Source organism: Streptomyces sp. NPDC006296 (genome assembly GCF_040613235.1).
Classification (GTDB): Bacteria; Actinomycetota; Actinomycetes; order Streptomycetales; family Streptomycetaceae; genus Streptomyces.
Map to the genome: position 1 here is coordinate 34,301 of NZ_JBEXRT010000017.1, position 26,670 is coordinate 60,970.

At 71.5% G+C, this 26,670-nt stretch carries 22 protein-coding genes; 19 read left to right on the forward strand and 3 right to left on the reverse strand.

Annotated features, from left to right (window positions below; translation table 11 throughout):
• Window positions 1-2: 2 nt before the first annotated feature.
• The gene (locus ABZ172_RS14395) at window positions 3-692 is read left to right on the forward strand and encodes a hypothetical protein (RefSeq protein ID WP_356883779.1); all 690 of its coding nucleotides are present in this window, start codon (window positions 3-5) and stop codon (window positions 690-692) included.
• 201 nt (window positions 693-893) lie between these two features.
• On the opposite strand, the gene ABZ172_RS14400 is transcribed toward ABZ172_RS14395, so the two are convergent.
• Window positions 894-1,706 (reverse strand): DUF3152 domain-containing protein, encoded by an 813-nt coding sequence (locus ABZ172_RS14400; protein WP_356883781.1) that lies wholly within the window; start codon window positions 1,704-1,706, stop codon window positions 894-896.
• A gap of 548 nt (window positions 1,707-2,254) precedes the next feature.
• On the opposite strand from ABZ172_RS14400, the gene ABZ172_RS14405 reads away from it, so the two are divergent.
• The gene (locus ABZ172_RS14405) at window positions 2,255-2,947 is read left to right on the forward strand and encodes a demethylmenaquinone methyltransferase (RefSeq protein ID WP_356883783.1); all 693 of its coding nucleotides are present in this window, start codon (window positions 2,255-2,257) and stop codon (window positions 2,945-2,947) included.
• A gap of 12 nt (window positions 2,948-2,959) precedes the next feature.
• Here ABZ172_RS14405 and ABZ172_RS14410 read toward each other — a convergent pair whose 3' ends face one another.
• On the reverse strand, window positions 2,960-3,475 hold the full coding sequence (locus ABZ172_RS14410) for a GNAT family N-acetyltransferase (RefSeq protein ID WP_356883785.1): 516 nt from the start codon (window positions 3,473-3,475) through the stop codon (window positions 2,960-2,962).
• A 97-nt stretch (window positions 3,476-3,572) separates the two neighbouring features.
• Here ABZ172_RS14410 and ABZ172_RS14415 point away from each other — a divergent pair, with 97 nt between their 5' ends.
• Window positions 3,573-4,856 (forward strand): geranylgeranyl reductase family protein, encoded by a 1,284-nt coding sequence (locus ABZ172_RS14415; protein WP_356883787.1) that lies wholly within the window; start codon window positions 3,573-3,575, stop codon window positions 4,854-4,856.
• Window positions 4,857-4,911: 55 nt separating this feature from the next.
• Window positions 4,912-6,450, forward strand: coding sequence for a polyprenol phosphomannose-dependent alpha 1,6 mannosyltransferase MptB (mptB, locus tag ABZ172_RS14420; RefSeq protein WP_356883789.1), 1,539 nt, complete (start codon window positions 4,912-4,914; stop codon window positions 6,448-6,450).
• Between the two features lie 66 nt (window positions 6,451-6,516).
• Here mptB and ABZ172_RS14425 read toward each other — a convergent pair whose 3' ends face one another.
• On the reverse strand, window positions 6,517-7,362 hold the full coding sequence (locus ABZ172_RS14425; protein WP_356883791.1) for a C40 family peptidase: 846 nt from the start codon (window positions 7,360-7,362) through the stop codon (window positions 6,517-6,519).
• Window positions 7,363-8,414: 1,052 nt separating this feature from the next.
• Between ABZ172_RS14425 and ABZ172_RS14430 the strand changes: the two genes are divergently transcribed.
• The 15 genes from ABZ172_RS14430 to recQ all read left to right on the forward strand — a co-directional run bounded on the left by ABZ172_RS14430 (window position 8,415) and on the right by recQ (window position 26,642).
• Window positions 8,415-8,774, forward strand: coding sequence for an NADH-quinone oxidoreductase subunit A (locus ABZ172_RS14430; RefSeq protein ID WP_003967084.1), 360 nt, complete (start codon window positions 8,415-8,417; stop codon window positions 8,772-8,774).
• A gap of 18 nt (window positions 8,775-8,792) precedes the next feature.
• Complete coding sequence (locus ABZ172_RS14435; protein WP_103760379.1) at window positions 8,793-9,347, forward strand: NADH-quinone oxidoreductase subunit B; 555 nt, start codon at window positions 8,793-8,795, stop codon at window positions 9,345-9,347.
• The gene (locus ABZ172_RS14440; RefSeq protein WP_356883794.1) at window positions 9,344-10,060 is read left to right on the forward strand and encodes an NADH-quinone oxidoreductase subunit C; all 717 of its coding nucleotides are present in this window, start codon (window positions 9,344-9,346) and stop codon (window positions 10,058-10,060) included. The genes ABZ172_RS14435 and ABZ172_RS14440 overlap by 4 nt, the downstream gene beginning before the upstream one ends.
• Entirely contained in the window at window positions 10,060-11,382 is a 1,323-nt protein-coding gene (locus tag ABZ172_RS14445; RefSeq protein ID WP_356883796.1) for an NADH-quinone oxidoreductase subunit D, read from the forward strand. Before ABZ172_RS14440 ends, ABZ172_RS14445 begins: the two co-directional genes overlap by 1 nt.
• A 29-nt stretch (window positions 11,383-11,411) precedes the next feature.
• The gene (gene nuoE / locus ABZ172_RS14450) at window positions 11,412-12,269 is read left to right on the forward strand and encodes an NADH-quinone oxidoreductase subunit NuoE (RefSeq protein WP_356883935.1); all 858 of its coding nucleotides are present in this window, start codon (window positions 11,412-11,414) and stop codon (window positions 12,267-12,269) included.
• Window positions 12,269-13,642 carry an NADH-quinone oxidoreductase subunit NuoF gene (gene nuoF, locus ABZ172_RS14455; RefSeq protein ID WP_356883798.1) on the forward strand — a complete coding sequence of 458 codons (1,374 nt, stop codon included), beginning with the start codon at window positions 12,269-12,271 and terminating at the stop codon, window positions 13,640-13,642. The genes nuoE and nuoF overlap by 1 nt, the downstream gene beginning before the upstream one ends.
• Window positions 13,639-16,146: an NADH-quinone oxidoreductase subunit G gene (locus ABZ172_RS14460; RefSeq protein WP_356883800.1), complete on the forward strand. Its 2,508-nt coding sequence runs from the start codon at window positions 13,639-13,641 to the stop codon at window positions 16,144-16,146. The genes nuoF and ABZ172_RS14460 overlap by 4 nt, the downstream gene beginning before the upstream one ends.
• Entirely contained in the window at window positions 16,143-17,561 is a 1,419-nt protein-coding gene (gene nuoH, locus ABZ172_RS14465) for an NADH-quinone oxidoreductase subunit NuoH (protein ID WP_356883802.1), read from the forward strand. The genes ABZ172_RS14460 and nuoH overlap by 4 nt, the downstream gene beginning before the upstream one ends.
• On the forward strand, window positions 17,554-18,150 hold the full coding sequence (gene nuoI / locus ABZ172_RS14470; protein WP_356883804.1) for an NADH-quinone oxidoreductase subunit NuoI: 597 nt from the start codon (window positions 17,554-17,556) through the stop codon (window positions 18,148-18,150). Before nuoH ends, nuoI begins: the two co-directional genes overlap by 8 nt.
• Window positions 18,147-19,001: an NADH-quinone oxidoreductase subunit J gene (locus tag ABZ172_RS14475; RefSeq protein ID WP_356883806.1), complete on the forward strand. Its 855-nt coding sequence runs from the start codon at window positions 18,147-18,149 to the stop codon at window positions 18,999-19,001. Before nuoI ends, ABZ172_RS14475 begins: the two co-directional genes overlap by 4 nt.
• On the forward strand, window positions 18,998-19,297 hold the full coding sequence (nuoK, locus tag ABZ172_RS14480; RefSeq protein ID WP_356883808.1) for an NADH-quinone oxidoreductase subunit NuoK: 300 nt from the start codon (window positions 18,998-19,000) through the stop codon (window positions 19,295-19,297). Before ABZ172_RS14475 ends, nuoK begins: the two co-directional genes overlap by 4 nt.
• A gap of 12 nt (window positions 19,298-19,309) precedes the next feature.
• The gene (nuoL, locus tag ABZ172_RS14485; protein ID WP_356883810.1) at window positions 19,310-21,205 is read left to right on the forward strand and encodes an NADH-quinone oxidoreductase subunit L; all 1,896 of its coding nucleotides are present in this window, start codon (window positions 19,310-19,312) and stop codon (window positions 21,203-21,205) included.
• Window positions 21,206-21,209: 4 nt separating this feature from the next.
• Window positions 21,210-22,820 (forward strand): NADH-quinone oxidoreductase subunit M, encoded by a 1,611-nt coding sequence (locus ABZ172_RS14490; protein WP_356883812.1) that lies wholly within the window; start codon window positions 21,210-21,212, stop codon window positions 22,818-22,820.
• Window positions 22,817-24,481, forward strand: coding sequence for an NADH-quinone oxidoreductase subunit NuoN (gene nuoN / locus ABZ172_RS14495; protein WP_356883814.1), 1,665 nt, complete (start codon window positions 22,817-22,819; stop codon window positions 24,479-24,481). Before ABZ172_RS14490 ends, nuoN begins: the two co-directional genes overlap by 4 nt.
• A gap of 148 nt (window positions 24,482-24,629) precedes the next feature.
• Window positions 24,630-26,642 carry a DNA helicase RecQ gene (gene recQ, locus ABZ172_RS14500; RefSeq protein WP_356883816.1) on the forward strand — a complete coding sequence of 671 codons (2,013 nt, stop codon included), beginning with the start codon at window positions 24,630-24,632 and terminating at the stop codon, window positions 26,640-26,642.
• The last annotated feature ends 28 nt before the right edge of the window (window positions 26,643-26,670 follow it).

Sequence of the window (26,670 nt, forward strand, 5' to 3'; positions counted from 1 at the left end):
CCGTGCTGACCGTGCACGCCGCACCGCTGGTCCTCCCGGTCGGTGCGGCGGCCGTGGACGGCGGCGCGGTCGCGGTGGACGGCGACCGGGTCGTGGCCCTCGGCCCGTACGACGCGGTGACGGCCGCCCACCCGGATGCCCGGGTCCGCCGGTGGCCGGGCGTCCTCACCCCGGGCCTGCGCCAGTGGGACGGCGTCCCGCTGCTGACCCGCTGCTACCACCCGGACCCGCGCGAGGCCGACGAACTGGGCGACCAGCCCCTGACCGGGGCGGACTTCGAGCGGCTGGCCGCCGGCGCGGACGGACCGCGCAGGGCCGGCAGCGTACGCCGCGGGCTCCAGCGCATGCTGCGGCACGGCACCACCCATCTCGCGGGCGGGTTCGGCGACCCCGCCGTGTGCACCGCCGTGACCCGGGCCGGGCTGACGGTGGTCCCGCCGGCCGCGTCCCCGGCCGGAGAGCCCGCCCCGGACCGCTCCGCCCCGGGCTCCCTCGCCCGGGACCCCTTCGCCCTCGACCCCTTCGTCCGGGGGCACGACCTCGCCGGCTCGGTGCACGGGCCGCTCACCGTCGGCGGCCGTGCCGACCTCGCGGTCTTCGACGTGCCGGACGAGGCGGCCCTGTGCGCGGCCGGCGCCGTGTCCTGCGTGGCCACGGTCCTCGGCGGACGGCTGGTGCACCGGCGGCGGTGACCGTGACGGCCCGGCGGCCACCGCGGGGGCGTTCCCGGCCCGGCGGGCGGACCGGGCGCACGGCGGGGACCGAGTCGGGCCCCCACGGCGGGGACCGGCGGGGGCCACGGACGCCCGCGCGTCATGCCGGTCCGACCGGCGGGGCCACGGACGTACGTGCGCCGGGCCGACCGGGCGGGCGGCCCCACCGGCGCGACGGGCCTACGGTGCGGGCGGGCCGCCCAGGTAGCGGCCGTTCTCGTCGTACGGCCAGGCGTTGGACACACAGCCCTTCAGGCCCTTGATCTGCTGCATCATGGCGGGGGCCGGCCGGCCGGCGCCGGGGCAGGTCTCGTGGCCGTGGCCCAGCCAGTGCCCCACCTCGTGGTTGATGATCAGGGCCCGGTACTCCGCCGCGGAACCGTCGAACGTCGGTGAACCCAGCTGCCAGCGGGCGAGGTTGACCATGACGTTCTTCCCGCCGCGGCAGTTCACCTCGCCCCTGGTGTCGAGGCCGTACTGCCCGCAGAGCCGGTCGGTGGTCCTCGGCGTCCCGATCCGTATCACCAGTCCGGCCGATCCGTCGGCGACCTGGCGGAAGGTGCGGCTCCCTCCCTCGCTCCAGCCCCGGGGGTCGGAGAGTATCGCCGCGACGTCCTCGGCGGCGCTGTCCGGGTCCACCCCGATGCCGTCCTCCACCTCCACGCGGTAGCGGCTGCCGCCGCCCGGCCGGACGCCCGCGCGCGCCACCGTGAAGGTGCCGGGACCCGAGGCCGGGACGGAGCGCGCGTCCACGGGCTCCTCGGCGTCCGGCGACTCCCCGGCCTCCGGTGACGCACCGGCGTCCGCGGGGGCCTCGGTCTCCGGGGCCTCCGGCGGGGGCGGGGCCGGGGACGAGGCGGTCCCGGACGCCTTCCGGCCGGCCGCCGCCGCGGTGTCGTCGTCCTCCCACGGTGCGGAGAGGTGGAGGAAGGCCGCCGCGGCGGCCGCGAGCACCACCCCGGTGAGCCCCGCCCGCCGCCGGCGGATCCGCATCCGCCGGACGGCGGACCGCCTCCGGGACCCGGTGCGGGAGGCCCGGGCACCCGGCGCGGGCCTCCCGGGGCCCCGGGACCGGCCGGTGGTGTTCCGTCTGCGCTGTCTGTCGTCTCTGTGCATGCGGTGGTGAACGTCCGTGCTCTCGGTGTGGCCGCCCGGGACGGAAGGATCGTCCGCCCCGCACGCTGACCTGCTCCCCGGGCACCGGGTGCCCGTCCGCGCCGGAACGGTGTCCGGCGGCCCCCTCTCCCCACGCCGTGGGGGAGCCGCCGGGCGGTCACCGGCGCGGAAACCCCTTTCCCTCGCCCCGTCAGACGTCGATCGGGGCGGTGCTGTTCCCGAAAACCCCGATGACCTGTCCGGCCGCCGGATCCCTCCCGCGCCGGGCCCGGCCCGTCACCCGCCGGGTGCGCCCCGCCCCGTACCGGACCCGGGGCGCACCCGGCGCCGCTTCCGCGGTCGCGCCGGGCGCCGCCCGCGGGGAAACGCCGACGCCGGTCCACACCGCCGCGGGGCAGCGGGGGCGGGGCTGCTTGAATGGGACGGTGACCCGAGCATCCCTGGACAAGCAGCCGCACGAAGTCGCCTCGATGTTCGACGACGTGGCGGCGAACTACGACCTCACCAACGACGTGCTGTCGCTGGGACAGGCGCGGCTGTGGCGCAAGGAGGTCGCGCGGGCCGTCGACGCGCGCCCGGCGCAGAAGATCCTCGACCTGGCGGCCGGCACGGCCACCTCCTCGCAGCCGTTCGCCCGGGCCGGCGCCTACGTGGTGCCCTGCGACTTCTCGATCGGGATGCTCAGGGTCGGCAAGAAGCGCCACCCGTGGATGCCGTTCACCGCGGGCGACGGCACGAGGCTCCCGTTCAAGGACGCGACCTTCGACGCCGTCACGATCTCCTTCGGGCTGCGCAACATCCAGGACACCGGTGCCGCGCTGAGCGAGCTGTACCGGGTCACCCGGCCCGGCGGACGGGTCGTGATCTGCGAGTTCTCCCAGCCGACGTGGACGCCCTTCCGGACCGTCTACACCGAGTACCTGATGCGGGCGCTGCCCCCGGTCGCCCGGGCGGTGTCCTCCAACCCGGACGCCTACGTCTACCTCGCCGAGTCGATCCGCGCCTGGCCCGACCAGGCCGGCCTGGCGACGCTGCTGCAGAAGGCCGGCTGGTCGGACGTGGCCTGGCGCAACCTCACCGGTGGAGTGGTGGCGCTCCACCGGGGCGTGCGCGCCTGACCCCGCGCGCGCTCAGAGGACGAGCCGGAAGCAGTGCGCCTCCTGCTGCAAGGGGGTCGTGTACGTCTCCGCCCGCCGCATCCCGAGCCGTACGGCCACCGCCGCGGACCGGGTGTTCCGCGCGTGGATCATCGCCACGACCTCCCGGGTGCCGAGCGTCCGCATCCGCTCCAGCGTGGCCTGCGCGGCGGCGGTCGCGTACCCCCGGCCCCAGGAGGCCCGGCCGAGCCGCCAGCCGATCTCGGTCTCGCCGACCGGCCCGTACGTCGTGTGCGGCCACGGCTGGGCACCGGTGAAGCCGAGGACCGCCCCGGTGCCGTCCAGCACCGTCCACAGGCAGTGGCCGCGCTCCGCGTCGTGTCTGCGCTGGCGCGCGGTCAGCTCCTCGTACACGGACAGTTCGGCGGCCCGGCCGCCGAGGAACTCCATCACCTCGGGATCGGCGAAGACCCGGTGCCAGGACAGGGCGTCCTCGTCGGTGGGGACGCGCAGACGTACGGACGGGGCCGGAGAAGGCACGATCGGCATCGGGGAGCCCTTCGGGAGGTTGATCGGCGGCCACCCATAGACTGCACGCGACATGTGCCGCGCGGCACGCGAATTCGAGTCTTCGGGAGATCCGACCGTGACCGAGCCCCTCTCCGAACACAGCGCGGACGTGATCGTCGTCGGAGCGGGCCCAGCCGGCTCCACGACCGCGTACCACCTCGCGAAGGCCGGACTCGACGTCCTCCTCCTGGAGAAGACGGCCTTCCCGCGTGAGAAGGTCTGCGGCGACGGTCTCACCCCGCGCGCCACCAAGCAGCTCGTCTCCATGGGCATCGACATCTCCGAAGAGGCGGGCTGGCTGCGCAACAAGGGCCTGCGCATCATCGGCGGCGGTGTCCGCCTCCAGCTCGACTGGCCGGACCTCGCCTCGTACCCGGACTACGGTCTGGTCCGCAAACGCGACGACTTCGACGAGCAGCTGGCCCGCCAGGCCCAGAAGGCCGGCGCCCGCCTGTACGAGCGGTGCAACGTCGGGGAACCGGTCAAGGACGAGCGCACCGGCCGCATCACCGGCGTGCACGCCAAGCTCGGCGAGGAGAAGACCCCGGTCACCTTCCACGCCCCGCTCGTCGTCGCCGCCGACGGCAACTCGACCCGGCTGTCCCTCCACATGGGCCTGCACCGCCGGGAGGACCGCCCGATGGGCGTCGCGGTCCGCACGTACTTCACCTCGCCGCGCCACGACGACGACTACCTGGAGTCCTGGCTGGAGCTGTGGGACCGGCGCGGTGCCGAGGACCGCCTGCTGCCCGGCTACGGCTGGATCTTCGGCATGGGCGACGGCACGTCCAACGTCGGCCTCGGCATCCTCAACTCCTCGTCGGCCTTCAAGGAGCTCGACTGGCGCGAGGTGCTCAAGGCCTGGTGCGCCTCCATGCCGGAGGACTGGGGCTACACCCCCGAGAACATGACGATGCCGATCCGCGGGGCCGCGCTCCCGATGGCGTTCAACCGCCAGCCGCACTACACCAAGGGCCTGCTGCTCGTCGGCGACGCCGGCGGTCTCGTCAACCCGTTCAACGGCGAGGGCATCGCCTACGCCATGGAGTCCGGCCAGATCGCCGCGGACGTCATCGTCCAGGCGCACGCCCGCGCGACCCCGGCCCAGCGGGAACTGGCCCTCCAGCACTACCCGAAGGTCCTCAAGGACACCTACGGCGGCTACTACACGCTGGGCCGCGCCTTCGTGAAGATGATCGGTAACCCGAAGGTCATGAAGATCGCCACCCAGCGCGGCCTGACCCACCCCGTCCTGATGAAGTTCACGCTGAAGATGCTCGCCAACCTCACCGACCCGACGGGCGGCGACGCCATGGACCGCATCATCAACGGCCTCTCCAAGGTCGCCCCGAAGGCCTGAGCGGACGGGTCCGGGCGCCGGTCCGCGGCGGCCGGGCCTGGGATAGGTTCGAGCCATGGGGGCGAAGACGGCACGGACCACCGGCAGCGTGAGACGGCTCGGCGCGGCCGGTTCCGCGGCCGTGGCCCTGGGCGGCTGGGCGGTCGGCACGCTGCCGGCCCACGACCCGTGGGGGCTGTGGGTGTCCCACGGCCCGGCGGTGCGGGCCGCCGGCTACGCGCTGTCCTACGGCGGACTGACGGTGCTCGTCGTCGCCTGGTGGCTGTACGGCCGGGCCGGAGCCTCCGTGCGCGACACCCTCACGACCCTCGGGTGGTGGGCGGCACCGATGGTCCTCGCGCCCCCGCTGTACAGCGCCGACGTCTACAGCTACATCGCGCAGGGCGTCATGGTCCTCGAAGGGCACGACGTCTACAGCGTGGGACCCTCCGCCCTCGACCCCGACGGGCCGGGCGGTGACGCGGCGGCCAGCGTCGGCGGGCACTGGACCGACACCCCCGCCCCGTACGGGCCGTTCTTCCTGCTCCTCGCCCGCGGCGTCGCGTGGGCGACCGGCGGCACCCTGGTGCCCGCCGTGCTGGGGATGCGGCTGATCGCCCTCGGGTCGCTCGTGTTGATCGTGTGGGCCCTGCGCAACCTCGCCCGGGAGCACGGCCGCAGCGAGAGCGCCGCACTGTGGCTCGGCGCGCTGAACCCGCTGCTGCTCATCCACGTCGTCGGCGGTGCCCACAACGACGGGCTGATGACCGGGCTCATGCTGGCCGGTGTGCTGCTCGCGCTGCGCGGGAGGTGGATCCTCGGCTCGGCGGTCATCGGGCTCGCCATGATGGTGAAGTCACCCGCGGCGGTGGCGCTGCTGTTCGTCGGTGTCGTGGTGGGCCGGGCCGCTGCGGGTCCGGCCGTACGCCGGGTGGCCAAGGGGCTGCTGGCCCCCGGGCTGGTCGCCGGGGCGGTGGTCGTCGGCGCGACGGTGCTCGGCGGCACCGGCTTCGGCTGGATCGGCACCCAGAGCGTCGCCGGACGCATCCACACCGCGCTGTCCCTCAGCAGCGACCTCGGCCTGGGCCTGGGCGAACTCCTGCGGCTGCTGGCCGGAACGGACCCCGGCCCGGTCAAGTCCGCCGTGCAGAACCTGGGCCTGCTGATCGCACTCGCGCTGATCGCACGCCTCGCGTGGCACGCGACGACCGGACGCACCCGGCCCGTGCCCGCCCTGGGCCTCGCGCTGCTGGCCCTGGTCGCCCTCTCGCCGATGGTCCAGCCCTGGTACCTGCTGTGGGCGACCGCGGTGATCGCCGCCACGGCGGACGGCGGCCGGGCCCTGGGCGCGGTGACCGTGCTCTCGGCCGCCCTCGTCTACGAGACCCAGCCCTCGGGCTCCACCCCGCCGTACGGTTTCGTGCTGGCGGCCCTGGTGTGCGTGGCGGGTGTGCTGCTGCTGCGCCGGGAGGGCGCCGGCGGACCCGGGACGCAGCGGCGGGCTCCGGCGGAGGCCGCCCCGGAAGCCGATACCGGCACCGGCACCAGTAACGGCACCTGCACGAGTACCGGCCCCGTCGGGGCCGAGGCGCCGGAGACACCCCGCGCACGATGACGGGCCGTCACTCCGAACGGTGGAGTGACGGCCCGTGGTCGTCTTCGGGGACGCGGAGCGCGTGGATCAGAGGACGCGGACGGCGCCCGACGGCGGGTCGTAGTCCAGGGACTTCTGCACGACACCGGTGCTGGAGTTCTGCGCACCGACGAACTGACCGCCGCCCACGTAGATCCCGACGTGGTAGGCGCTGCCCGCACCGCCCCAGTACAGGATGTCGCCGGGCTGGAGGTTGTCGAGCGAGACCTGGGTGCCGGCCGTCGACTGGTCCTGCGAGACGCGCGGCAGGTCGACGCCCACCGTGCGGAAGGCGGCCTGCACGAGGCCCGAGCAGTCCCACGAGTTCGGACCGGTGCCGCCGGAGACGTACGCGTCGCCGACCTGGGACTGCGCGAACGAGACGACCGACGCGGCGGACCCGGTGGCGCTCGACGAGCTCACCGACGCGGACGCGGTGGACGAGCCCGAGGAGCCCGAGGAGCCGGTGGACGCGCTGAGCGTGGTGCGCTCGGCGGAGCGGGAGGCGCGCTCGGCGGCGGCCTTCGCCTTCTTCTCGGCCTCGGCGGCGGCCTTGGCCTTCTTCTCGGCCTCCGCCTTGCGGACGGCCTCGGCCTTGGCCTTCTTGGCGGTCTTGGCGGCGGTGGTCGCCGCGGCGTCCTCGGCGGCGCGCGTCTCCAGGTCGAGAGCGACCGCCTGGGTGGCCTGCGCGGAGGCCGCGACGGAGGTGGAGAGCCCGGCGGTGATGGTGGGCATCTCGATGGTCTGGGTCACCGGCTCGGCCTGGGCCGGACCGGCGGCACCCGCGACCGCGATGGTGCTGAGCATGCCGCCGGCAACTCCTGCCCGCAGCGCCGTCTTCGAGGCGCTCCGGCGGGGTTTCCGGTGGCTGGGTATGTGAGCGGTGTGGGACATGGGTACTAGCGCTATCAGGGCCGTAGGGGTCCCATCAAGAAACGTGTGTTGCGACACAGTTACGTTCGGAACCTGTGAATCCGCTTATTGAGCGCCCTTATTGACGCCCTAAGGGGCAAAACGGGCGCACCGTTGTACCCCTGTGATCACGGCCTTCTTTCAATAGGTCCGAATTGCCCGTCGCTTACCATCTGTTCACACGCTTGGCCAAGCCCGCTTCTCTTGGAGTCCGCGTGGGGTGACGCAGGTCACTCCGTGCTCCTCCGGTGCGAGGCAACCGTCCGGCCGCACGCCGCGTTCCGTGCGCGGGGGCCGCGCGCTCCGGGCGCTGTGCACCATTGGCGCACGATGTCCGGTTCGGTACGGACCTGACGGGATGTCACCGATCCTCCGCCCGGGACCGCACCCGCTCCGACGCCGGCCCGCCCGCACTCCCTCGCACCGGCCCGCCGGTGTCTCCCGGAGCCGCCCCGCCGGCTCCTCCTGCTGCCGCCCCGCCGACGGCCCCGGTGCCACCCCGTCGGCGATTCCCGCCGGCGCCCCGCCGGTGCTCCCCGGCGGCGGTCCGTCCGCACCTCTTCCCGCCGGGTCGGCCCGCTCGTCGGGCCCGCGCGCCCGTCCGTCCGGAAGATCGTGAATGCGTGCGCAATGTCCACATCGGTACCGGAGGTGCCCCGTCCGGGTGCCCTCGTCGCGGGTCGCTTCCCTTATCACGTGCTCGATATCCAGCGCCAATTTGCTTGTACATGGCGTCGATTGATAGTGCCGCGCCCCTTTGACCAGCGACAACACCGCGAGATGTCACGTCTCGTAACCGCTCGGCCGCTTCGCGTACGAAGATCACCGCTCATCCGACTTCATGATCGTTCGTCAGGTGGTGGAGATCACAAAGACGTTGGTGTACCCCGTGTCGCAGATCACAGGACGGCAGGCATAGGATGCGGGGCAGTCGGGCTTGTGAACTGCCTCACATGTGCACGATCTTGATGAGGTGGCGAGCCGGTCGCCCGATGCGGTCCAACGGTCAAGGACGACTGGAAGGAGCGAGGAGCGTGAATGCCTACGCGCCCATCCTCGTGCTCGGCGCCCTCGGGGCAGGGTTTGCGATCTTCTCCGTGGTCATGGCCACGCTAATCGGCCCGAAGCGCTACAACCGAGCAAAGCTCGAAGCATACGAGTGCGGCATCGAACCCACCCCCACTCCAGCCGGAGGCGGCCGTTTCCCCATCAAGTACTACCTGACGGCGATGCTGTTCATCGTCTTCGACATCGAGATCGTCTTCCTCTATCCCTGGGCGGTCAGCTTCGACGCCCTGGGGATCTTCGGGCTCGTGGAGATGCTGCTCTTCGTGCTCACCGTCTTCGTCGCCTACGCGTATGTGTGGCGCCGGGGCGGCCTGGAATGGGACTGAGGGGCTGAGGGGCACACCATGGGACTCGAAGAGAAGCTGCCGAGCGGCTTTGTGCTGACCACTGTCGAGCAGGCCGCCGGCTGGGTACGGAAGTCCTCCGTCTTCCCCGCCACCTTCGGCCTCGCCTGCTGCGCCATCGAGATGATGACGACCGGCGCCGGGCGGTACGACCTGGCCCGTTTCGGGATGGAGGTCTTCCGCGGATCGCCGCGGCAGGCGGATCTGATGATCGTGGCGGGGCGGGTCAGCCAGAAGATGGCGCCCGTCCTGCGGCAGGTCTACGACCAGATGCCCGGCCCCAAGTGGGTCATCTCCATGGGGGTCTGTGCGTCATCGGGTGGAATGTTCAATAACTACGCCATTGTTCAGGGTGTCGACCACATCGTCCCGGTCGACATCTATCTGCCGGGATGCCCGCCGCGTCCCGAGATGCTGATCGACGCCATCCTCAAGCTCCACCAGAAGATCCAGGGCTCCAAGCTCGGGGTCAACGCGGAGGAGGCCGCCCGCGAGGCGGAGGAGGCGGCGCTCAAGGCGCTCCCCCTGATCGAGATGAAGGGGCTGCTGCGATGAGCGACGAGCACGGCACGGACAGCGGCCAGGTGCCGGTCCCGCGGGACGACTCCGGTGAGGTCATCGGCGTACGCAGGGGCATGTTCGGCGCGAACAACGGCGGCGACACCTCCGGCTACGGGGGGCTCGTCCGCACGGTGACCCTCCCGGGCGCCACCGCCCGGCCGTACGGCGGCTGGTTCGACGAGGTCGCCGACGAACTGGAGGGCGCGCTGGAGGAACAGGACCTGGTCCCCTCCCACGCCATCGAGAAGACGGTCGTCGACCGGGGTGAACTCACCTTCTTCATCGCCCGCGAGCACCTGCTCCCGGTCGCCCGCACCCTGCGCGACGACCCGGCCCTGCGCTTCGAGCTCTGCACGGGCGTCAACGGGGTCCACTACCTCGGGGACGAGGGACGCGAGCTGCACGCGGTCTACCACCTGCGCTCCCTCACCCACGGGCGGCTGATCCGCCTGGAGGTGTCCGCCCCGGACAGCGACCCGCACATCCCGTCCCTCGTCGAGGTCTATCCGGCCAACGACTGGCACGAGCGCGAGACCTACGACTTCTTCGGCCTGATCTTCGACGGGCACCCCGCCCTGACCCGGATCATGATGCCGGACGACTGGCAGGGCTTCCCGCAGCGCAAGGACTACCCGCTCGGCGGCATCGCCGTCGAGTACAAGGGCGCCCAGATCCCGGCTCCGGACCAGCGGAGGTCGTACAGCTGATGACTACTCCCCGAGCAACACCCCGCGCCACCACCGAGGGGACCGTGTACACGGTCACCGGCGGCGACTGGGACGAGGTGGTCGAGTCCGCCGCGAAGTCGGACGACGAGCGGATCATCGTCAACATGGGTCCCCAGCACCCGTCCACGCACGGCGTGCTGCGGCTGATCCTGGAGATCGACGGCGAGACCGTCACCGAGGCCCGCTGCGGCATCGGCTACCTCCACACCGGCATCGAGAAGAACCTCGAATTCCGGAACTGGACGCAGGGCACCACCTTCGTCACGCGCATGGACTACCTGACCCCCTTCTTCAACGAGGCGGCCTACTGCCTCGGGGTCGAGAAGCTGCTCGGCATCGAGGACCAGATCCCCGACCGGGCCACCGTCCTGCGGGTGCTCCTGATGGAGCTCAACCGGATCTCCTCGCACCTGGTCTGCATCGCCACCGGCGGCATGGAACTCGGCGCCACGACGATCATGATCTACGGCTTCCGCGATCGTGAACTCGTTCTCGATCTCTTCGAGCTGATCACCGGACTCCGGATGAACCACGCGTTCATCCGCCCCGGCGGCCTCGCCCAGGACCTCCCCATGGGGGCGATCGACCGGCTCCGCGAGTTCCTGAAGACCATGAAGAAGAACCTGCCGGAGTACGACAAGCTCGCGACCGGCAACCCCATCTTCAAGGCCCGTATGCAGGACGTCGGATACCTCGACCTCACCGGCTGCGTGGCGCTCGGCGCCACCGGCCCGGTCCTCAGGTCCGCCGGACTCCCGCACGACCTGCGGAAGACCGATCCGTACTGCGGCTACGAGACCTACGACTTCGAGGTCCCGACCGCGGACAGCTGCGACGCCTACGGACGCTTCCTCATCCGCCTGGAGGAGATGCGCCAGTCGCTCAGGATCGTCGAGCAGTGCCTGGAACGGCTGGAGCCGGGCCCGGTCATGGTCGCCGACAAGAAGATCGCCTGGCCCGCGCAGCTCGCGCTCGGGCCCGACGGCCTCGGCAACTCGCTCGACCACATCAAGAAGATCATGGGCACCTCCATGGAGGCCCTGATCCACCACTTCAAGCTGGTGACCGAGGGCTTCCGGGTCCCGGCCGGGCAGGCGTACACCGCCCTGGAGTCGCCCAAGGGCGAACTCGGCGTGCACGTCGTCTCGGACGGCGGCACCCGCCCCTTCCGGGTCCACTTCCGGGACCCGTCCTTCACCAACCTGCAGGCCATGGCGGCGATGTGCGAGGGCGGCCAGGTCGCCGACGTCATCGTCGCCGTCGCGTCCATCGACCCCGTGATGGGAGGCGTCGACCGGTGACCGCATCGAACCAAGAAGTCAGCCTGGGGATGCCGCAGCTCCCCGCCCCGCCCTACCCGGACGAGGTGCGCGCCGTCCTCGAAGCGGACGCGAAGGAGGTGATCGCCCGCTACCCCGGCAGCCGCTCCGCGCTGCTGCCGCTGCTGCACCTGGTGCAGTCCCAGGAGGGGTACGTCTCCCGCACGGGCATCGCGTTCTGCGCCGAGCAGCTCGGCCTCACCACCGCCGAGGTCACCGCGGTCGCCACCTTCTACACGATGTACCGGCGCCGGCCCGGCGGTGACTACCAGGTCGGGGTCTGCACCAACACCCTGTGCGCGGTCATGGGCGGCGACGCGATCTTCGACCGGCTCAAGGAGCACCTCGACGTCGGCCACGACGAGGCCGGCGCGACGACCGACGACGGCAAGGTCACCCTCGAACACATCGAGTGCAACGCGGCCTGCGACTTCGCGCCCGTCGTGATGGTGAACTGGGAGTTCTTCGACAACCAGACGCCGGAGAGCGCGACACGGCTCGTCGACGACCTGATCGCCGGCCGGACCGTGGAGCCCACCCGCGGCGCCCCCCTGTGCACCTACAAGGAGACGGCCCGGATCCTGGCCGGCTTCCCCGACCGGCGCCCCGGCGCCGTCGAGGCGAGCGGCGGAGCGGGCGCCGCCTCCCTGGTCGGGCTGAAGCTCGCCAGGGGCGAGGCCGCCCCGCAGGCGCGGGTGGTCGGACCGAGGGGCGCGACCCACCGGGACGCCCAGGACCCGCACCCCGAGGACGCTGCGCCCCACGACCCGTCACCGGCCGAGCGGCTCAGCTCGCACGACGCACCGCAGCAGACATCGGCCTCCGACCCGGAGCACCCGGCCGGGCCCGCCGCCGAGGAGGGGGAGTGATGACGTTGGCGACCGAGCCCGACACCAACGGGAGCAGCCCGGAGAAACTCCTGGCCCCGGTCCTCTCCGCCTTCTGGGACGAGCCGGAGTCCTGGACGCTGGACACCTACCGCCGCCACGACGGGTACGAGGGCCTGCGCAAGGCCCTGGCCATGACCCCCGACGACCTCATCGCGTACGTCAAGGACTCCGGTCTGCGCGGACGCGGCGGCGCCGGCTTCCCCACCGGGATGAAGTGGCAGTTCATCCCGCAGGGCGACGGCAAGCCGCACTACCTGGTCGTCAACGCCGACGAGTCCGAGCCCGGCACCTGCAAGGACATCCCGCTCCTCTTCGCGAACCCGCACAGCCTCATCGAGGGCATCGTGATCGCCTGCTACGCGATCCGCTCCTCGCACGCCTTCATCTACCTGCGCGGCGAGGTCGTGCCCGTCCTGCGCCGGCTGCACGAGGCCGTGCGGGAGGCGTACGAGGCGGGCTACCTCGGGAAGGACGTCCTGGGCTCGGGGCTCGACCTGGAGCTCACGGTCCACGCGGGTGCGGGCGCCTACATCTGCGGTGAGGAGACCGCGCTCCTCGACTCGCTCGAAGGACGGCGCGGCCAGCCCCGGCTGCGGCCCCCCTTCCCCGCGGTCGCCGGCCTGTACGCCTGCCCCACCGTGGTGAACAACGTCGAGTCCATCGCCTCCGTGCCCGCGATCCTGCACAAGGGCAAGGACTGGTTCACGTCGATGGGCAGCGAGAAGTCCCCGGGCTTCACGCTGTACTCGCTCAGCGGACACGTCACCAGCCCCGGACAGTACGAGGCCCCGCTCGGCATCACGCTGCGCCAGCTCCTCGACATGAGCGGCGGCATCCGGAAGGGCCACCGCCTCAAGTTCTGGACCCCGGGCGGCTCCTCCACCCCGATGTTCACCGAGGAACACCTCGACGTCCCCCTGGACTACGAGGGGGTCGGCGCCGCCGGATCCATGCTCGGCACCAAGGCGCTGCAGTGCTTCGACGAGACCACCTGCGTGGTGCGCGCCGTCACCCGCTGGACCGAGTTCTACGCCCACGAGTCCTGCGGCAAGTGCACGCCCTGCCGCGAGGGCACCTACTGGCTCGTCCAGCTGCTCCGCGACATCGAGGCGGGCAAGGGCGAGATGGCCGACCTCGACAAGCTCAACGACATCGCCGACAACATCAACGGCAAGTCGTTCTGCGCACTCGGCGACGGCGCCGCCTCGCCGATCTTCTCCTCGCTGAAGTACTTCCGCGAGGAGTACGAACAGCACATCACCGGCAAGGGCTGCCCCTTCGACCCGGCCAGGTCGACCCTCTGGGCCGACGACGAAGACGACAAGAACGCTCACCGGGGGGTGAACGCATGACAGTCACCACGAGTGCGCCCTCCGGGGGCGGCGAGGCGGCCGTTCCGCCCGAGGACCTCGTCACGCTCACGATCGACGGCATCGAGATCAGCGTGCCCAAGGGCACCCTCGTCATCCGCGCCGCCGAACTCCTCGGCATCGAGATCCCGCGCTTCTGCGACCACCCGCTCCTCGACCCCGCCGGCGCCTGCCGGCAGTGCATCGTCGAGGTCGAGGGCCAGCGCAAGCCGATGGCGTCCTGCACCATCACCTGCACCGACGGCATGGTCGTGAAGTCGCAGATCACCTCGCCGGTCGCGGAGAAGGCCCAGAAGGGGGTGATGGAGCTCCTCCTCATCAACCACCCGCTGGACTGCCCCGTCTGCGACAAGGGCGGCGAGTGCCCCCTGCAGAACCAGGCGATGTCGCACGGCGGCGCCGACTCCCGCTTCGACGGGAAGAAGCGCACCTTCGAGAAGCCCGTCCCCGTCTCCACCCAGGTGCTGCTGGACCGCGAGCGGTGCGTGCTCTGCGCGCGCTGCACCCGGTTCTCCAACCAGGTGGCGGGCGACCCGATGATCGAGCTGATCGAGCGCGGTGCGCTCCAGCAGGTCGGCACCGGGGAGGGCGACCCCTTCGAGTCGTACTTCTCCGGCAACACCATCCAGATCTGCCCGGTCGGGGCGCTCACCTCGGCGGCGTACCGCTTCCGGTCCCGGCCGTTCGACCTGGTGTCGGCGCCCTCCGTGTGCGAGCACTGCGCCGGCGGCTGCGCGACCAGGACCGACCACCGGCGCGGGAAGGTCATGCGGCGGCTCGCCGCCAACGACCCCGAGGTCAACGAGGAATGGCTCTGCGACAAGGGCCGCTTCGGCTTCCGCTACGCCCAGCAGCGCGACCGGCTCACCACCCCGCTGGTCCGCAGTGCCGAGGGCGTGCTGGAACCCGCGAGCTGGCCCGAGGCGCTGGAGGCCGCGGCGGCCGGTCTCTCCGCCGCCCGCGGCAGGGCCGGTGTGCTCACCGGGGGCCGGCTGACCGTCGAGGACGCCTACGCCTACAGCAAGTTCGCGCGGGTCGCCCTCGACACCAACGACATCGACTTCCGGGCCCGGGTGCACAGCGGTGAGGAGGCCGACTTCCTCGCCTCGCGGGTGGCCGGCCGCGGCCGCGACCTGGACGGCGGCGGGGTCACGTACACCGCCCTGGAGAAGGCCCCGGCGGTCCTGCTGGCCGGCTTCGAGTCCGAGGAGGAGGCCCCCGGCGTCTTCCTGCGGCTCCGCAAGGCCCACCGCAAGCACGGGCAGCGGACGTTCGCGCTCGCCTCGCACGCCAGCCGCGGCCTGGACAAGGCGGGCGGTACCCTGCTCGCCGCCGCCCCCGGCACCGAGACCGAATGGCTGGACGCCCTCGCGGGCGGGGTCGGCCTGGACGGCGACGGAGCCGTGGCGGCCGAGGCGCTGCGCGGCGAGGGCGCCGTGATCGTGGTGGGCGAACGGCTCGCCGCGGTCCCCGGGGCCCTCACCGCCGTGCTGCGCACGGCCGCGGCGACCGGCGCCGCCCTGGTGTGGATCCCGCGCCGGGCCGGCGAGCGCGGCGCGCTGGAGGCGGGCGCGCTCCCGTCGCTGCTGCCGGGCGGCCGTCCCGCGACGGACCCCCGGGCCCGTGAGGAGGTGGCGTCCGTCTGGGGCGTCGCCGAACTCCCCGCCCGCTTCGGCCGTGACACCGGCCAGATCGTGGAGGCCGCGGCCACCGGCGAACTGGGCGCGCTGCTGGTCGCGGGTGTCGACCCGGAGGACCTGCCCGACCCGGCGGCGGCGCTCCGGGCGCTCGACGAGGTCGGCTTCCTGGTCTCCCTGGAGCTCAGGCCCGGCGCGGTCACCGAGCGCGCCGACGTCGTCCTGCCCGTCGCGGCCGTCGCGGAGAAGTCCGGCACCTTCCTCAACTGGGAGGGCCGGGCCCGGATGTTCGAGGCCGCGCTGAAGCCGGAGCAGATGCCGAGGACGCTCTGCCCGACCGACGCGCGGGTGCTGCACATGCTGGCCGACGCGCTCGACGTCCACCTCGCGCTGCCCGACCTGCGGGCGGCCCGCCGTGAGCTCGACCGCTTCGCCGGCTGGCAGGGCGGCCACGCCGACGACCCGCGGGCCACCTCCCGCCCGGTGCCCCGGCCCGGTGACGGCGAAGCGGTCCTCGCCGGCCACCGGATGCTGCTCGACCGGGGCCGGCTCCAGGAGGGCGACGAGGCGCTGGCCGGCACCCGGCACGCGGCCGTCGCCCGGCTGTCCCCGGCCACCGCGGCCGAGTCCGGGGTGAAGGACGGCGACCTGCTCGCCGTCACCGGGCCCGCCGGCACCACCGAACTCCCGCTGGCCGTCACCGAGATGCCCGACCGGGTGGTCTGGGTGCCGCTCAACTCCGTCGGCAGGGGCGTCCCCGCCGACACCGGCGCCCGGCCGGGCGGGCTGGTCCGGATCGGTCCGGCCGCCCCGGGCTCCCACGTCGTGACAACGGAGGTAGGAGAGTGACCGGCCTCGAACGGCTCGCCGCGGCGCCGCAGAACACCGTCCTGGCAGCCGAGGACCTCTCGATGTTCGGCACGGACCCCTGGTGGCTCGTCGTCGTCAAGGCGGTGTTCTGCTTCGCGTTCCTGATGCTGACCGTGCTCTTCTCCATCGTGTGGGAGCGCAAGGTCGTCGCCTGGATGCAGCTGCGCATCGGACCCAACCGGCACGGCCCCTGGGGCATGCTCCAGTCGCTCGCCGACGGCATGAAACTGATGCTGAAGGAAGACGTCGTCGTCAAGCGCGCCGACAAGGTCGTCTACATCCTGGCCCCGATCGTGGCCGCCGCCCCGGCGTTCATGGCGATCGCCGTGATCCCGTTCGGGCCGGCGGGCAACGAGGTCTCGATCTTCGGCCAGCGCACGACGATGCAGCTGACCGACCTGCCGATCGCGATGCTGTACATCCTCGCGGTCGCCTCCGTCGGCATCTACGGCATCGTGCTGGCCGGCTGGTCCTCCGGATCGACGTACCCGCTGCTCGGCGGTCTGCGCTCCTGCGCCCAGATGATCAGCTACGAGATCGCGATGGGCGCCGCGTTCGCCTCGGTGTTCCTCTACTCCGGTTCGATGTCGACCTCGGAGATCGTGGCGGCCCAGCAGGACCGCTGGTTCGTCCTGCTGCTCCCCGTCTCCTTCATCATCTACATCGTCACGATGGTCGGGGAGACCAACCGCGCGCCGTTCGACATGCCGGAGTCCGAGGGCGACCTGGTCGGCGGCTTCAACACCGAGTACTCCTCGATCAAGTTCGCGATGTTCATGCTCGCCGAGTACGTCAACATGGTCACCGTCTCCGCGGTCTCGGTGACCCTCTTCCTGGGCGGCTGGCGGGCTCCGTACCCGATCAGCACCTTCTGGGAGGGCGCCAACCACGGCTGGTGGCCGCTGCTCTGGTTCGTCCTCAAGGTGCAGCTGCTCCTCTTCTTCTTCATCTGGCTGCGCGGCACCCTGCCCCGCGTCCGCTACGACCAGCTGATGAAGCTCGGCTGGAAGGTCCTGATCCCGGTCTCGGTGGTCTGGCTGATGCTGGTCGCCACGGTCCGGGCGCTGAACAACGAGGGGTACGACTACTCCAGGATCCTGCTGTACGTCGCCGGGGCCGTCATCGCGGTCCTGCTGGTCTCCTTCGTCGCGGACGTCTTCCGCGACCGCAGGGCGAAGGCCGCCGAGGAGGCGGCCGGACCGGAGCCGGCGTTCGACCCGATGGCGGGCGGGTTCCCCGTGCCGCCCCTGCCCGGCCAGGCCCTGCCGCCGGTGCCGCGCCGCACGCCGCGACGCGAGCGGGAGCTCGTTGTCAGTGGCGGGCCGGATACTCAGAGTGACGACCATGCGGGTGCGGGAAGTACGAGTGACGGAAGGGAGGCCGACGGTGTCTGAGTCAGCGGACCCCTCGGGGGAGAAGTTCCAGAACCCGGTGGCCGGCTTCGGCGTGACCTTCAAGGCCATGTTCAAGAAGCGGCTGACCGAGCAGTACCCGGAGACGCAGAAGGTGACGGCGCCGCGCTTCCACGGCCGCCACCAGCTCAACCGCCACCCCGACGGCCTGGAGAAGTGCGTCGGCTGCGAGCTGTGCGCCTGGGCGTGTCCGGCGGACGCGATCTACGTCGAGGGCGCCGACAACCAGGACGGGGAGCGCTACTCCCCGGGCGAGCGGTACGGCCGCGTCTACCAGATCAACTACGCGCGCTGCATCCTCTGCGGGCTCTGCATCGAGGCGTGCCCCACCCGGGCGCTCACGATGACCAACGAGTTCGAGCTCGCCAACACCACCCGCGAGAGCCTCATCTACACCAAGGACGAGCTGCTCGCGGGCCTGGAGGAAGGCATGGTCGACAGCCCGCACGCGATCTTCCCCGGCATGGACGAACAGGACTACTACCGCGGTCTGGTGACCGAGGCCGCTCCCGGCACGGAGCGCCAGACCGCCGTCTCCAAGGGAGAAGCGGACAAGGGGGTGGACGCATGACCGCCGGCCTGGCCGCAGCGGCCACCGCGACCTCGACCGGCGAGGCCGTCCAGTTCTGGATCCTGGGCACCGTCGCCGTCGTCGGGGCGCTCGCCACCGTCCTGATGAAGAAGGCGGTGCACAGCGCGCTCTCGCTCGCCGGCACCATGATCGTGCTGGCGGTCTTCTACCTCGCCAACGGCGCCTACTTCCTGGGCATCGTCCAGATCGTCGTCTACACCGGCGCGATCATGATGCTGTTCCTCTTCGTGGTCATGCTCGTCGGCGTCACGGCGGCGGACTCGCTGAAGGAGACCCTCAAGGGCCAGCGCTGGCTGGCCGCAGCCTGCGGACTCGGCTTCGGCGTCCTGCTGATCGCCGGTATCGGGCAGGCCTCCCTGAGCTCCTTCAACGGCCTGGGCGCGGCGAACGCCCGGCACGGCGGAAACGTCGAGGGCCTCGCCAACCTCATCTTCACCAAGTACGTCTTCGCGTTCGAGATCACCGGCGCCCTGCTGATCACGGCGACCGTCGGCGCGATGCTGCTCACCCACCGCGAGCGCACCGAGCGCGCCAAGACGCAGCGGGAGCTCTCCCGGGAGCGGGTGCGCAGCAGCCACCTGCCGCCGCTGCCGGCCCCCGGTGTCTACGCCCGGCACAACGCCGTGGACATCGCGGGACTGCTCCCGGACGGCACCCCGTCCGAGCTCACCGTCATGCGGACGCTGCGTCAGCGCGGCCAGATCCGCGACGTGTCCGGCGAATCGATCGCCGAGCTCAAGGCGCTGGAACAGCGCTCCGGGGAGCGGCTCGGCCGCGACCGCGGCCCAGCCCGTGACCACGCGGAAGAAGAGGAGGAGGTCGCCAAGTGAATCCGGTCAATTACCTCTACCTCGCGGCCCTTTTGTTCACGATCGGCGCCTCCGGCGTGCTGATCAGGCGGAACGCGATCGTGGTGTTCATGTGCATCGAGCTGATGCTCAACGCCTGCAACCTCACGCTCGTCGCGTTCTCCCGGATGCACGGCAACCTCGACGGCCAGATCCTCGCGTTCTTCACGATGGTCGTCGCCGCCGCGGAGGTCGTCATCGGGCTCGCGATCATCGTGTCGCTCTTCCGCTCCCGCCACTCGGCCTCGGTCGACGACGCCAGCCTGATGAAGCTGTAAGGGGTCGGACTCGTGGAAAACCTGATTGCGCTGCTGGTGGCGGCGCCCCTGCTCGGAGCGGCGGTCCTGCTCTGCGGCGGACGCCGGCTCGACCGGGCCGGACACTGGATCGGCACCGTGCTCGCCGCCGCGTCGTTCGGCGTCGGCGCCGTGCTGTTCACCGACATGCTGGGCAGGGGCGCGGAGGACCGCACCCTGCACCAGCACCTGTACACCTGGATCCCCGTCGAGGGGTTCCAGGCCGACGTGGCCTTCCAGCTCGACCAGCTGTCGATGACCTTCGTCCTGCTGATCACGGGCGTGGGCACGCTGATCCACCTCTACTCCATCGGCTACATGGAGCACGACGAGCGGCGGCGCCGCTTCTTCGGCTACCTCAACCTCTTCCTCGCGGCGATGCTCATCCTGGTCATCGCCGACAACTACCTGCTGCTGTACGTCGGGTGGGAGGGCGTCGGTCTGGCGTCGTACCTGCTCATCGGCTTCTGGCAGCACAAGCCCAGCGCGGCCACCGCCGCGAAGAAGGCCTTCCTGGTCAACCGGGTCGGAGACATCGGCCTGTCCATCGCGATCATGCTGATGTTCACCACCTTCGGCACCTTCGCCTTCGGGCCGGTGTTCGCGGCGGCCGGGGAGACGAGCGAGGGCAAGCTCACCGCGATCGGCCTGATGCTGCTCCTCGCCGCCTGCGGCAAGTCGGCCCAGGTCCCGCTGCAGTCCTGGCTCGGGGACGCGATGGAGGGCCCGACCCCCGTCTCGGCCCTCATCCACGCCGCCACCATGGTGACCGCGGGCGTCTACCTCATCGTCCGGTCCGGTGCCGTCTTCAACGGGGCGCCCGACGCCCAGCTGGTCGTCGTGGTGGTCGGCGCCGTCACGCTCCTCTTCGGTGCGATCGTCGGTTGCGCGAAGGACGACATCAAGAAGGCCCTCGCAGGGTCCACGATGTCCCAGATCGGCTACATGATCCTCGCCGCGGGCCTCGGCCCCATCGGCTACGTCTTCGCGATCATGCACCTGGTGACCCACGGCTTCTTCAAGGCCGGGCTCTTCCTCGGCGCCGGTTCGGTCATGCACGGCATGAACGACGAGGTGGACATGCGGAGGTACGGCGGACTGCGGACGTACATGCCGGTCACCTTCGTCACCTTCGGCCTCGGGTATCTCGCGATCATCGGCTTCCCCGGCCTGTCCGGCTTCTTCTCCAAGGACATGATCATCGAGGCGGCCTTCGCGAAGGGCGGCACCGAGGGCTGGATCCTCGGCTCCGTCACCCTGCTGGGCGCCGCGATCACCGCGTTCTACATGACGCGCGTGATGCTGATGACGTTCTTCGGCGAGAAGCGCTGGCAGCCCGACGCCGAGGGACACGAGCCGCACCCGCACGAGTCGCCGAAGTCCATGACGATCCCGATGATCGTGCTGGCCTTCGGGTCGGTCTTCGCGGGAGGTTTCTTCTCGATCGGCGACCGCTTCGTGCACTGGCTGGAGCCCGTCACCGGCCACGAGCACGGACACGCCCCGGTCAGCGCGGCCACCGTCACCGCCGCCACCATGGTGGCGCTCGTCATCGGTGTCGCCATCGCCTGGGCCGTGTACGGACGGAAGGCCGTCCCCGCGGTGGCCCCGCGCGGCTCCCTGCTCACCAGGGCGGCCCGCCGGGACCTCCTCCAGGACGACTTCAACCACGTGGTCCTGGTCCGCGGCGGCGAACACCTCACCCGCTCGCTGGTCTACGTCGACCACACCCTGGTCGACGGTGTGGTCAACGGCACGGCCGCCTCGATGGGCGGGCTCTCCGGCCGGCTGCGCAAGCTGCAGAACGGCTATGCCCGCTCCTACGCGGTCTCGATGTTCGGCGGTGCGGTGGTCCTCATCGCCGCGACCCTGCTGATGAGGGCGGTCTGATCCCATGTCCTTTCCCCTCCTGACAGCGACGGCGGCGCTCCCGGCGATCGGCGCGATCGCCACCGCCGCCGTCCCCGCCGCACGGCGCACCGCGGCCAAGTGGCTCGCCCTGGCCGTCTCGCTGGCCACGCTCGTCCTGGCCGGCCTCGTGTTCGCCCGCTTCGAACCCGGCGGCGACCGCTACCAGCTCACCGAATCGCACGCCTGGATCAAGGACTTCGGCGTCCGCTACGAACTGGGCGTCGACGGCATCGGGGTGGCGCTCCTCGCGCTCACCGCGCTGCTGATCCCGTTCGTCGTCCTGGCCGGCTGGCACGACGCCGACCCTTCCCCGGGCTCCCGGCCCCGTTCGGGCAGGGGAGACGCCGGCGGGACCACCCCGTACCACTGGCGCCCGACCCAGGGCTTCTTCGCCCTGATCCTCATGGTCGAGGCGATGGTGATCCTGTCCTTCGTGGCCACCGACGTCTTCCTCTTCTACATCCTCTTCGAAGCCATGCTCATCCCGATGTACTTCCTCATCGGCGGCTTCGGGGACCGGGCGCACGCCGGCAGCGACGAGAACGCCGCGGCGCAGCGCAGCTACGCCGCCGTGAAGTTCCTCCTCTACAACCTGGCCGGCGGGCTCATCATGCTGGCCGCCGTCATCGGGCTCTACGTCGTGGCGGGCACCTTCTCGCTCTCGGAGATCGCCGAGGCGCGGGCCAACGGCTCGCTGGAGATGGCGACCTCGACCGAGCGGTGGCTGTTCCTCGGGTTCTTCTTCGCCTTCGCGGTGAAGGCCCCGCTGTGGCCGCTGCACACCTGGCTGCCCAACGCGATGGGGGAGGCGACCACCCCGGTGGCCGTCCTGATCACCGCGGTCGTCGACAAGGTCGGCACCTTCGCGATGCTCCGCTTCTGCCTCCAGCTGTTCCCGGAGGCCAGCAAGTGGGCCACACCGGTGATCCTGGTGCTGGCGCTGATCTCCATCGTCTACGGCGCCCTGCTCGCGGTCGGCCAGCGCGACATCAAGCGGCTCATCGCCTACGCGTCGATCTCGCACTTCGGCTTCATCGTGCTGGGCATCTTCGCGATGACGAGCCAGGGCCAGTCGGGCGCCACGCTCTACATGGTCAACCACGGCCTGTCGACGGCCGCCCTGATGCTGGTCGCCGGATTCCTGATCACCCGGCGGGGCTCCCGGCTCATCTCCGACTACGGCGGGGTGCAGAAGGTCGCCCCCGTCCTGGCGGGCACCTTCCTCATCGGCGGTCTGGCGACCCTCTCGCTGCCCGGGCTCGCCCCGTTCGTCAGCGAGTTCCTCGTCCTGGTCGGCGCGTTCAGCGCGTACCCGGTGGTCGGCATCATCGCCACCGTCGGCATCGTGCTCGCCGCGCTGTACGTCCTGGTCCTCTACCAGCGGACGATGACGGGCCCGGTCAGGGAGGGCATCGGCGGCATGCCCGACCTCAAGGTCCGTGAGCTGGCGGTCGCCCTGCCGCTGATCGCCCTGCTGATCTTCCTGGGGGTCTTCCCGCAGCCGCTGACCGAGGTCGTCAACCCGGCGGTCCAGCACACCATGCACGACGTACAGAAGAAGGACCCCCAGCCCGAGGTGGAGGCCGCCAAGTGAGCGCAACAGCTGTCCACAGCCTGTGGACGACGGCGGGCGGGGTGACATCGGCCGCCCCGGGCGACCGGTTCACCGCACCGACCATCGAGTACGCCCAGCTGGCACCCGTCCTGATCGTGGTCGGTGCCGCCGTCCTCGGGATCCTGGTGGAGGCCTTCCTGCCGCGGCGGGCGCGCTACACCACCCAGGTGTTCCTGACGGTCGTCGCGATCGCCGCCGCGTTCGCCGCGGTGATCGGACTCGCCGCCGACGGGTACGCCACGAAGAACGCCCACATCGCCGCGATGGGCGCGGTCGCCGTCGACGGACCCGCCCTGTTCCTCCAGGGCACCATCCTGCTCGTCTCGATGGTCTCCGTCCTCACGTTCGCCGAGCGGCGCCTCGATCCGGCCCCGGACGGCCACCGGGTGGACTCCTTCGCCGCGCAGGCCGGGTCGGTGCCCGGCAGCGACGGGGAGAAGGCCGCGGTCAAGGCCGGATTCACCACCACCGAGGTCTTCCCGCTGGCCCTCTTCTCCGTGGCCGGCATGCTGGTCTTCCCGGCGGCCAACGACCTGCTGACGCTCTTCGTGGCGCTGGAGGTCTTCTCCCTCCCGCTCTACCTCCTGTGCGCCGTCGCCCGCCGCAAGCGGCTGATGTCGCAGGAGGCGGCCGTGAAGTACTTCCTGCTCGGCGCCTTCTCGTCGGCCTTCCTGCTCTTCGGGATCGCCCTGCTCTACGGATACGCGGGCACCGTCGCGTACGCCGGCATCGCGAACGTCGTCGACGGCAGCGTCCAGCAGATCGACCCGGCGCTCGCCGGCACGATGGGCAACGACGCACTCCTGCTGATCGGCGGCGCGATGGTCCTCATGGGCCTGCTCTTCAAGGTCGGCGCGGTCCCGTTCCACATGTGGACGCCGGACGTCTACCAGGGCGCCCCGACCCCGGTCACCGGCTTCATGGCCGCGGCCACCAAGGTCGCCGCCTTCGGCGCGCTGCTCCGCCTGCTCTACGTCGTCCTGCCGGGGCTCACCTGGGACCTGCGGCCGGTCATGTGGGGCGTCGCGATCGTCACGATGCTGGGCGGGGCGGTCGTCGCGATCACCCAGACCGACATCAAGCGGCTCCTGGCCTACTCCTCGATCGCGCACGCGGGCTTCATCCTCGCCGGTGTCATCGCGTCCAGCCCCGAGGGCATCTCGTCCGTCCTCTTCTACCTGGGCGTGTACTCCTTCGTGACCGTCGGCGCGTTCGCCGTCGTCACCCTGGTGCGGGACGCGGGCGGCGAGGCGACCCACCTGTCGAAGTGGGCCGGTCTCGGCCGGCGCTCGCCGCTGACCGCGGCGGTCTTCGCGGTGTTCCTGCTGTCCTTCGCCGGTATCCCGCTCACCTCGGGCTTCTCCGGGAAGTTCGCGGTCTTCAAGGCGGCGGCGGACGGCGGCGCGAGCGGTCTCGTCGTGGTCGGTGTGATCTCCTCCGCCATCGCCGCGTTCTTCTACATCCGGGTCATCGTCCTGATGTTCTTCAGCGAGCCGAAGGCGGACGGCCCCACGGTCGCCGTCCCGTCCCCGCTGACGATGACCACGATCGCGGTCGGCGTCGCCGTGACCCTGGTGCTCGGCCTGGCCCCGCAGTACTTCCTGGACCTGGCGAGCCAGGCCGGAGTGTTCGTGCGGTGACGCACGGCTGTACCACGACGGCGCCGGACGGGCAGGGGAAGTCACGCTCGTCCGGCGTTGTCGTACGCGGCGCCTATGGTTGCTGTGGACGCGACGGCCGGGCGACGGCACGGACGACACAGACGGCACGGACGGGCGGAACGGGACGATGGGTGTGACGACCGAGAACGCGGCGCAGCAGACGCTGCACCGGGTGTTCGGGTACGAGGCGTTCCGCGGCGAGCAGGGCGCGGTGATCGACCATGTCGTCGGGGGCGGCGACGCGGTCGTGCTCATGCCCACCGGTGGCGGCAAGTCCCTGTGCTACCAGATCCCCGCCCTGGTCAGGCCGGGCACCGGCATCGTCGTCTCCCCGCTGATCGCCCTCATGCAGGACCAGGTGGACGCCCTGCGCGCCCTCGGGGTCCGCGCGGGCTTCATGAACTCCACGCAGGACCTCGACGAGCGCCGCTCGATGGAGGCGCAGTTCGTCGCCGGTGAGCTCGACGTGCTGTACCTGGCCCCGGAGCGGCTGCGGCTGGACTCGACGCTCGCCCTGCTGGCCCGCGGCGAGATCTCCGTCTTCGCCATCGACGAGGCGCACTGCGTCGCCCAGTGGGGCCACGACTTCCGCCCGGACTACCTGGCCCTGTCCGTGCTGGGCGAGCGCTGGCCCGACGTCCCCCGTGTCGCGCTGACGGCCACCGCGACGGAGGCCACGCACCGCGAGATCACCCAGCGGCTCGGCATGCCCGGAGCGAAGCACTTCGTGGCCAGCTTCGACCGGCCGAACATCCAGTACCGCATCGTGCCGAAGGCCGACCCGAAGAAGCAGCTGCTCACCTTCCTGAAGGACGAGCACGCGGGCGACGCGGGCATCGTCTACTGCCTCTCGCGGAACTCCGTCGAGAAGACCGCCGAGTACCTCTGCCGCAACGGCGTCGAGGCCGTGCCGTACCACGCGGGCCTGGACGCCGGGACGCGCGCCGCCCACCAGTCGCGCTTCCTGCGCGAGGAGGGTCTCGTCGTCGTCGCGACCATCGCCTTCGGCATGGGCATCGACAAGCCGGACGTGCGCTTCGTCGCCCACCTGGACCTGCCCAAGTCCGTCGAGGGGTACTACCAGGAGACCGGCCGCGCGGGCCGTGACGGGGCGCCGTCCACGGCCTGGATGGCGTACGGGCTCCAGGACGTCGTGCAGCAGCGCAAGCTGATCCAGGGCGGCGAGGGCGACGAGGCGTTCCGCCGCCGCGCCGCCTCGCACCTCGACTCGATGCTGGCGCTCTGCGAGACGGTGCAGTGCCGCCGTGCCCAGCTCCTGACGTACTTCGGCCAGGAGCCCGGCGAGCAGAGCTGCGGCAACTGCGACACCTGCCTCACCCCGCCGGAGACCTGGGACGGCACGGTGGTCGCGCAGAAGCTGCTGTCCACCGTGGTGCGGCTGAAGCGGGAGCGGAACCAGAAGTTCGGCGCCGGCCAGATCATCGACATCCTGCTGGGCCGCAGGTCGGCGAAGGTCATCCAGTTCGACCACGACCAGCTCTCGGTCTTCGGCATCGGCGAGGAACTGGCCGAGGCGGAGTGGCGGGGCGTGGTGCGCCAGCTGCTGGCCCAGGGGCTGCTGGCCGTCGAGGGCGAGTACGGCACGCTGGTGCTGACGGAGGCGAGCGGCGCGGTGCTCGGCAGGGAGCGCGAGGTGATGCTCCGCAAGGAGCCGAAGCGGCCCACGACCCGGTCGTCATCGAGCGGCGAGCGCAGGAGCAAGGCCGCACCGGTGGACCTGCCCGCCGAGTCCGTCCCGGTCTTCGAGGCGCTGCGCGCCTGGCGCGGCGCCCGGGCCAAGGAGCTGGGCCTCCCGGCGTACGTGATCTTCCACGACGCGACCCTGCGGGAGATCGCGGCACTGCGCCCCGGCTCCCTCGCCGAGCTGGGCGGGGTCAGCGGGCTGGGCGAGAAGAAGCTGGCGACCTACGGCGAAGGGGTCCTGGAGGTGCTGGCGGGGCTGGACGCCCCGGAGGCCGTGCCGCCGGAGGCTGCCGCGCACGAAGCGCCGCAGGCTGCCGCCCCGGAGGCTCCCGCACCCGTCCGGGCATCCGCACCGGCGGACCGGCGGCCGGCGTCACAGGCCCCGGACGCGGACCCGGAGTTCGGCTGGGACGAGGAGCCCCCGGAGTTCGACTGATCCCCGGGCGGGACCTCCGGAGGGAGCG

Bases quoted from the DNA above. Each gene is read 5' to 3' on its own strand.
- mptB (WP_356883789.1), top strand. From the start codon at position 4,912: ATGGGGGCGAAGACGGCACGGACCACCGGCAGCGTGAGACGGCTCGGC.
- ABZ172_RS14490 (WP_356883812.1), top strand. From the start codon at position 21,210: ATGTCCTTTCCCCTCCTGACAGCGACGGCGGCGCTCCCGGCGATCGGC.
- nuoE (WP_356883935.1), top strand. From the start codon at position 11,412: ATGCCGCAGCTCCCCGCCCCGCCCTACCCGGACGAGGTGCGCGCCGTC.
- ABZ172_RS14460 (WP_356883800.1), top strand. From the start codon at position 13,639: ATGACAGTCACCACGAGTGCGCCCTCCGGGGGCGGCGAGGCGGCCGTT.
- ABZ172_RS14410 (WP_356883785.1), bottom strand. From the start codon at position 3,475: ATGCCGATCGTGCCTTCTCCGGCCCCGTCCGTACGTCTGCGCGTCCCC.
- ABZ172_RS14440 (WP_356883794.1), top strand. From the start codon at position 9,344: ATGAGCGACGAGCACGGCACGGACAGCGGCCAGGTGCCGGTCCCGCGG.
- ABZ172_RS14425 (WP_356883791.1), bottom strand. From the start codon at position 7,362: ATGTCCCACACCGCTCACATACCCAGCCACCGGAAACCCCGCCGGAGC.
- ABZ172_RS14475 (WP_356883806.1), top strand. From the start codon at position 18,147: ATGACCGCCGGCCTGGCCGCAGCGGCCACCGCGACCTCGACCGGCGAG.
- nuoF (WP_356883798.1), top strand. From the start codon at position 12,269: ATGACGTTGGCGACCGAGCCCGACACCAACGGGAGCAGCCCGGAGAAA.
- ABZ172_RS14435 (WP_103760379.1), top strand. From the start codon at position 8,793: ATGGGACTCGAAGAGAAGCTGCCGAGCGGCTTTGTGCTGACCACTGTC.
- recQ (WP_356883816.1), top strand. From the start codon at position 24,630: ATGGGTGTGACGACCGAGAACGCGGCGCAGCAGACGCTGCACCGGGTG.
- ABZ172_RS14400 (WP_356883781.1), bottom strand. From the start codon at position 1,706: ATGCGGATCCGCCGGCGGCGGGCGGGGCTCACCGGGGTGGTGCTCGCG.
- ABZ172_RS14445 (WP_356883796.1), top strand. From the start codon at position 10,060: ATGACTACTCCCCGAGCAACACCCCGCGCCACCACCGAGGGGACCGTG.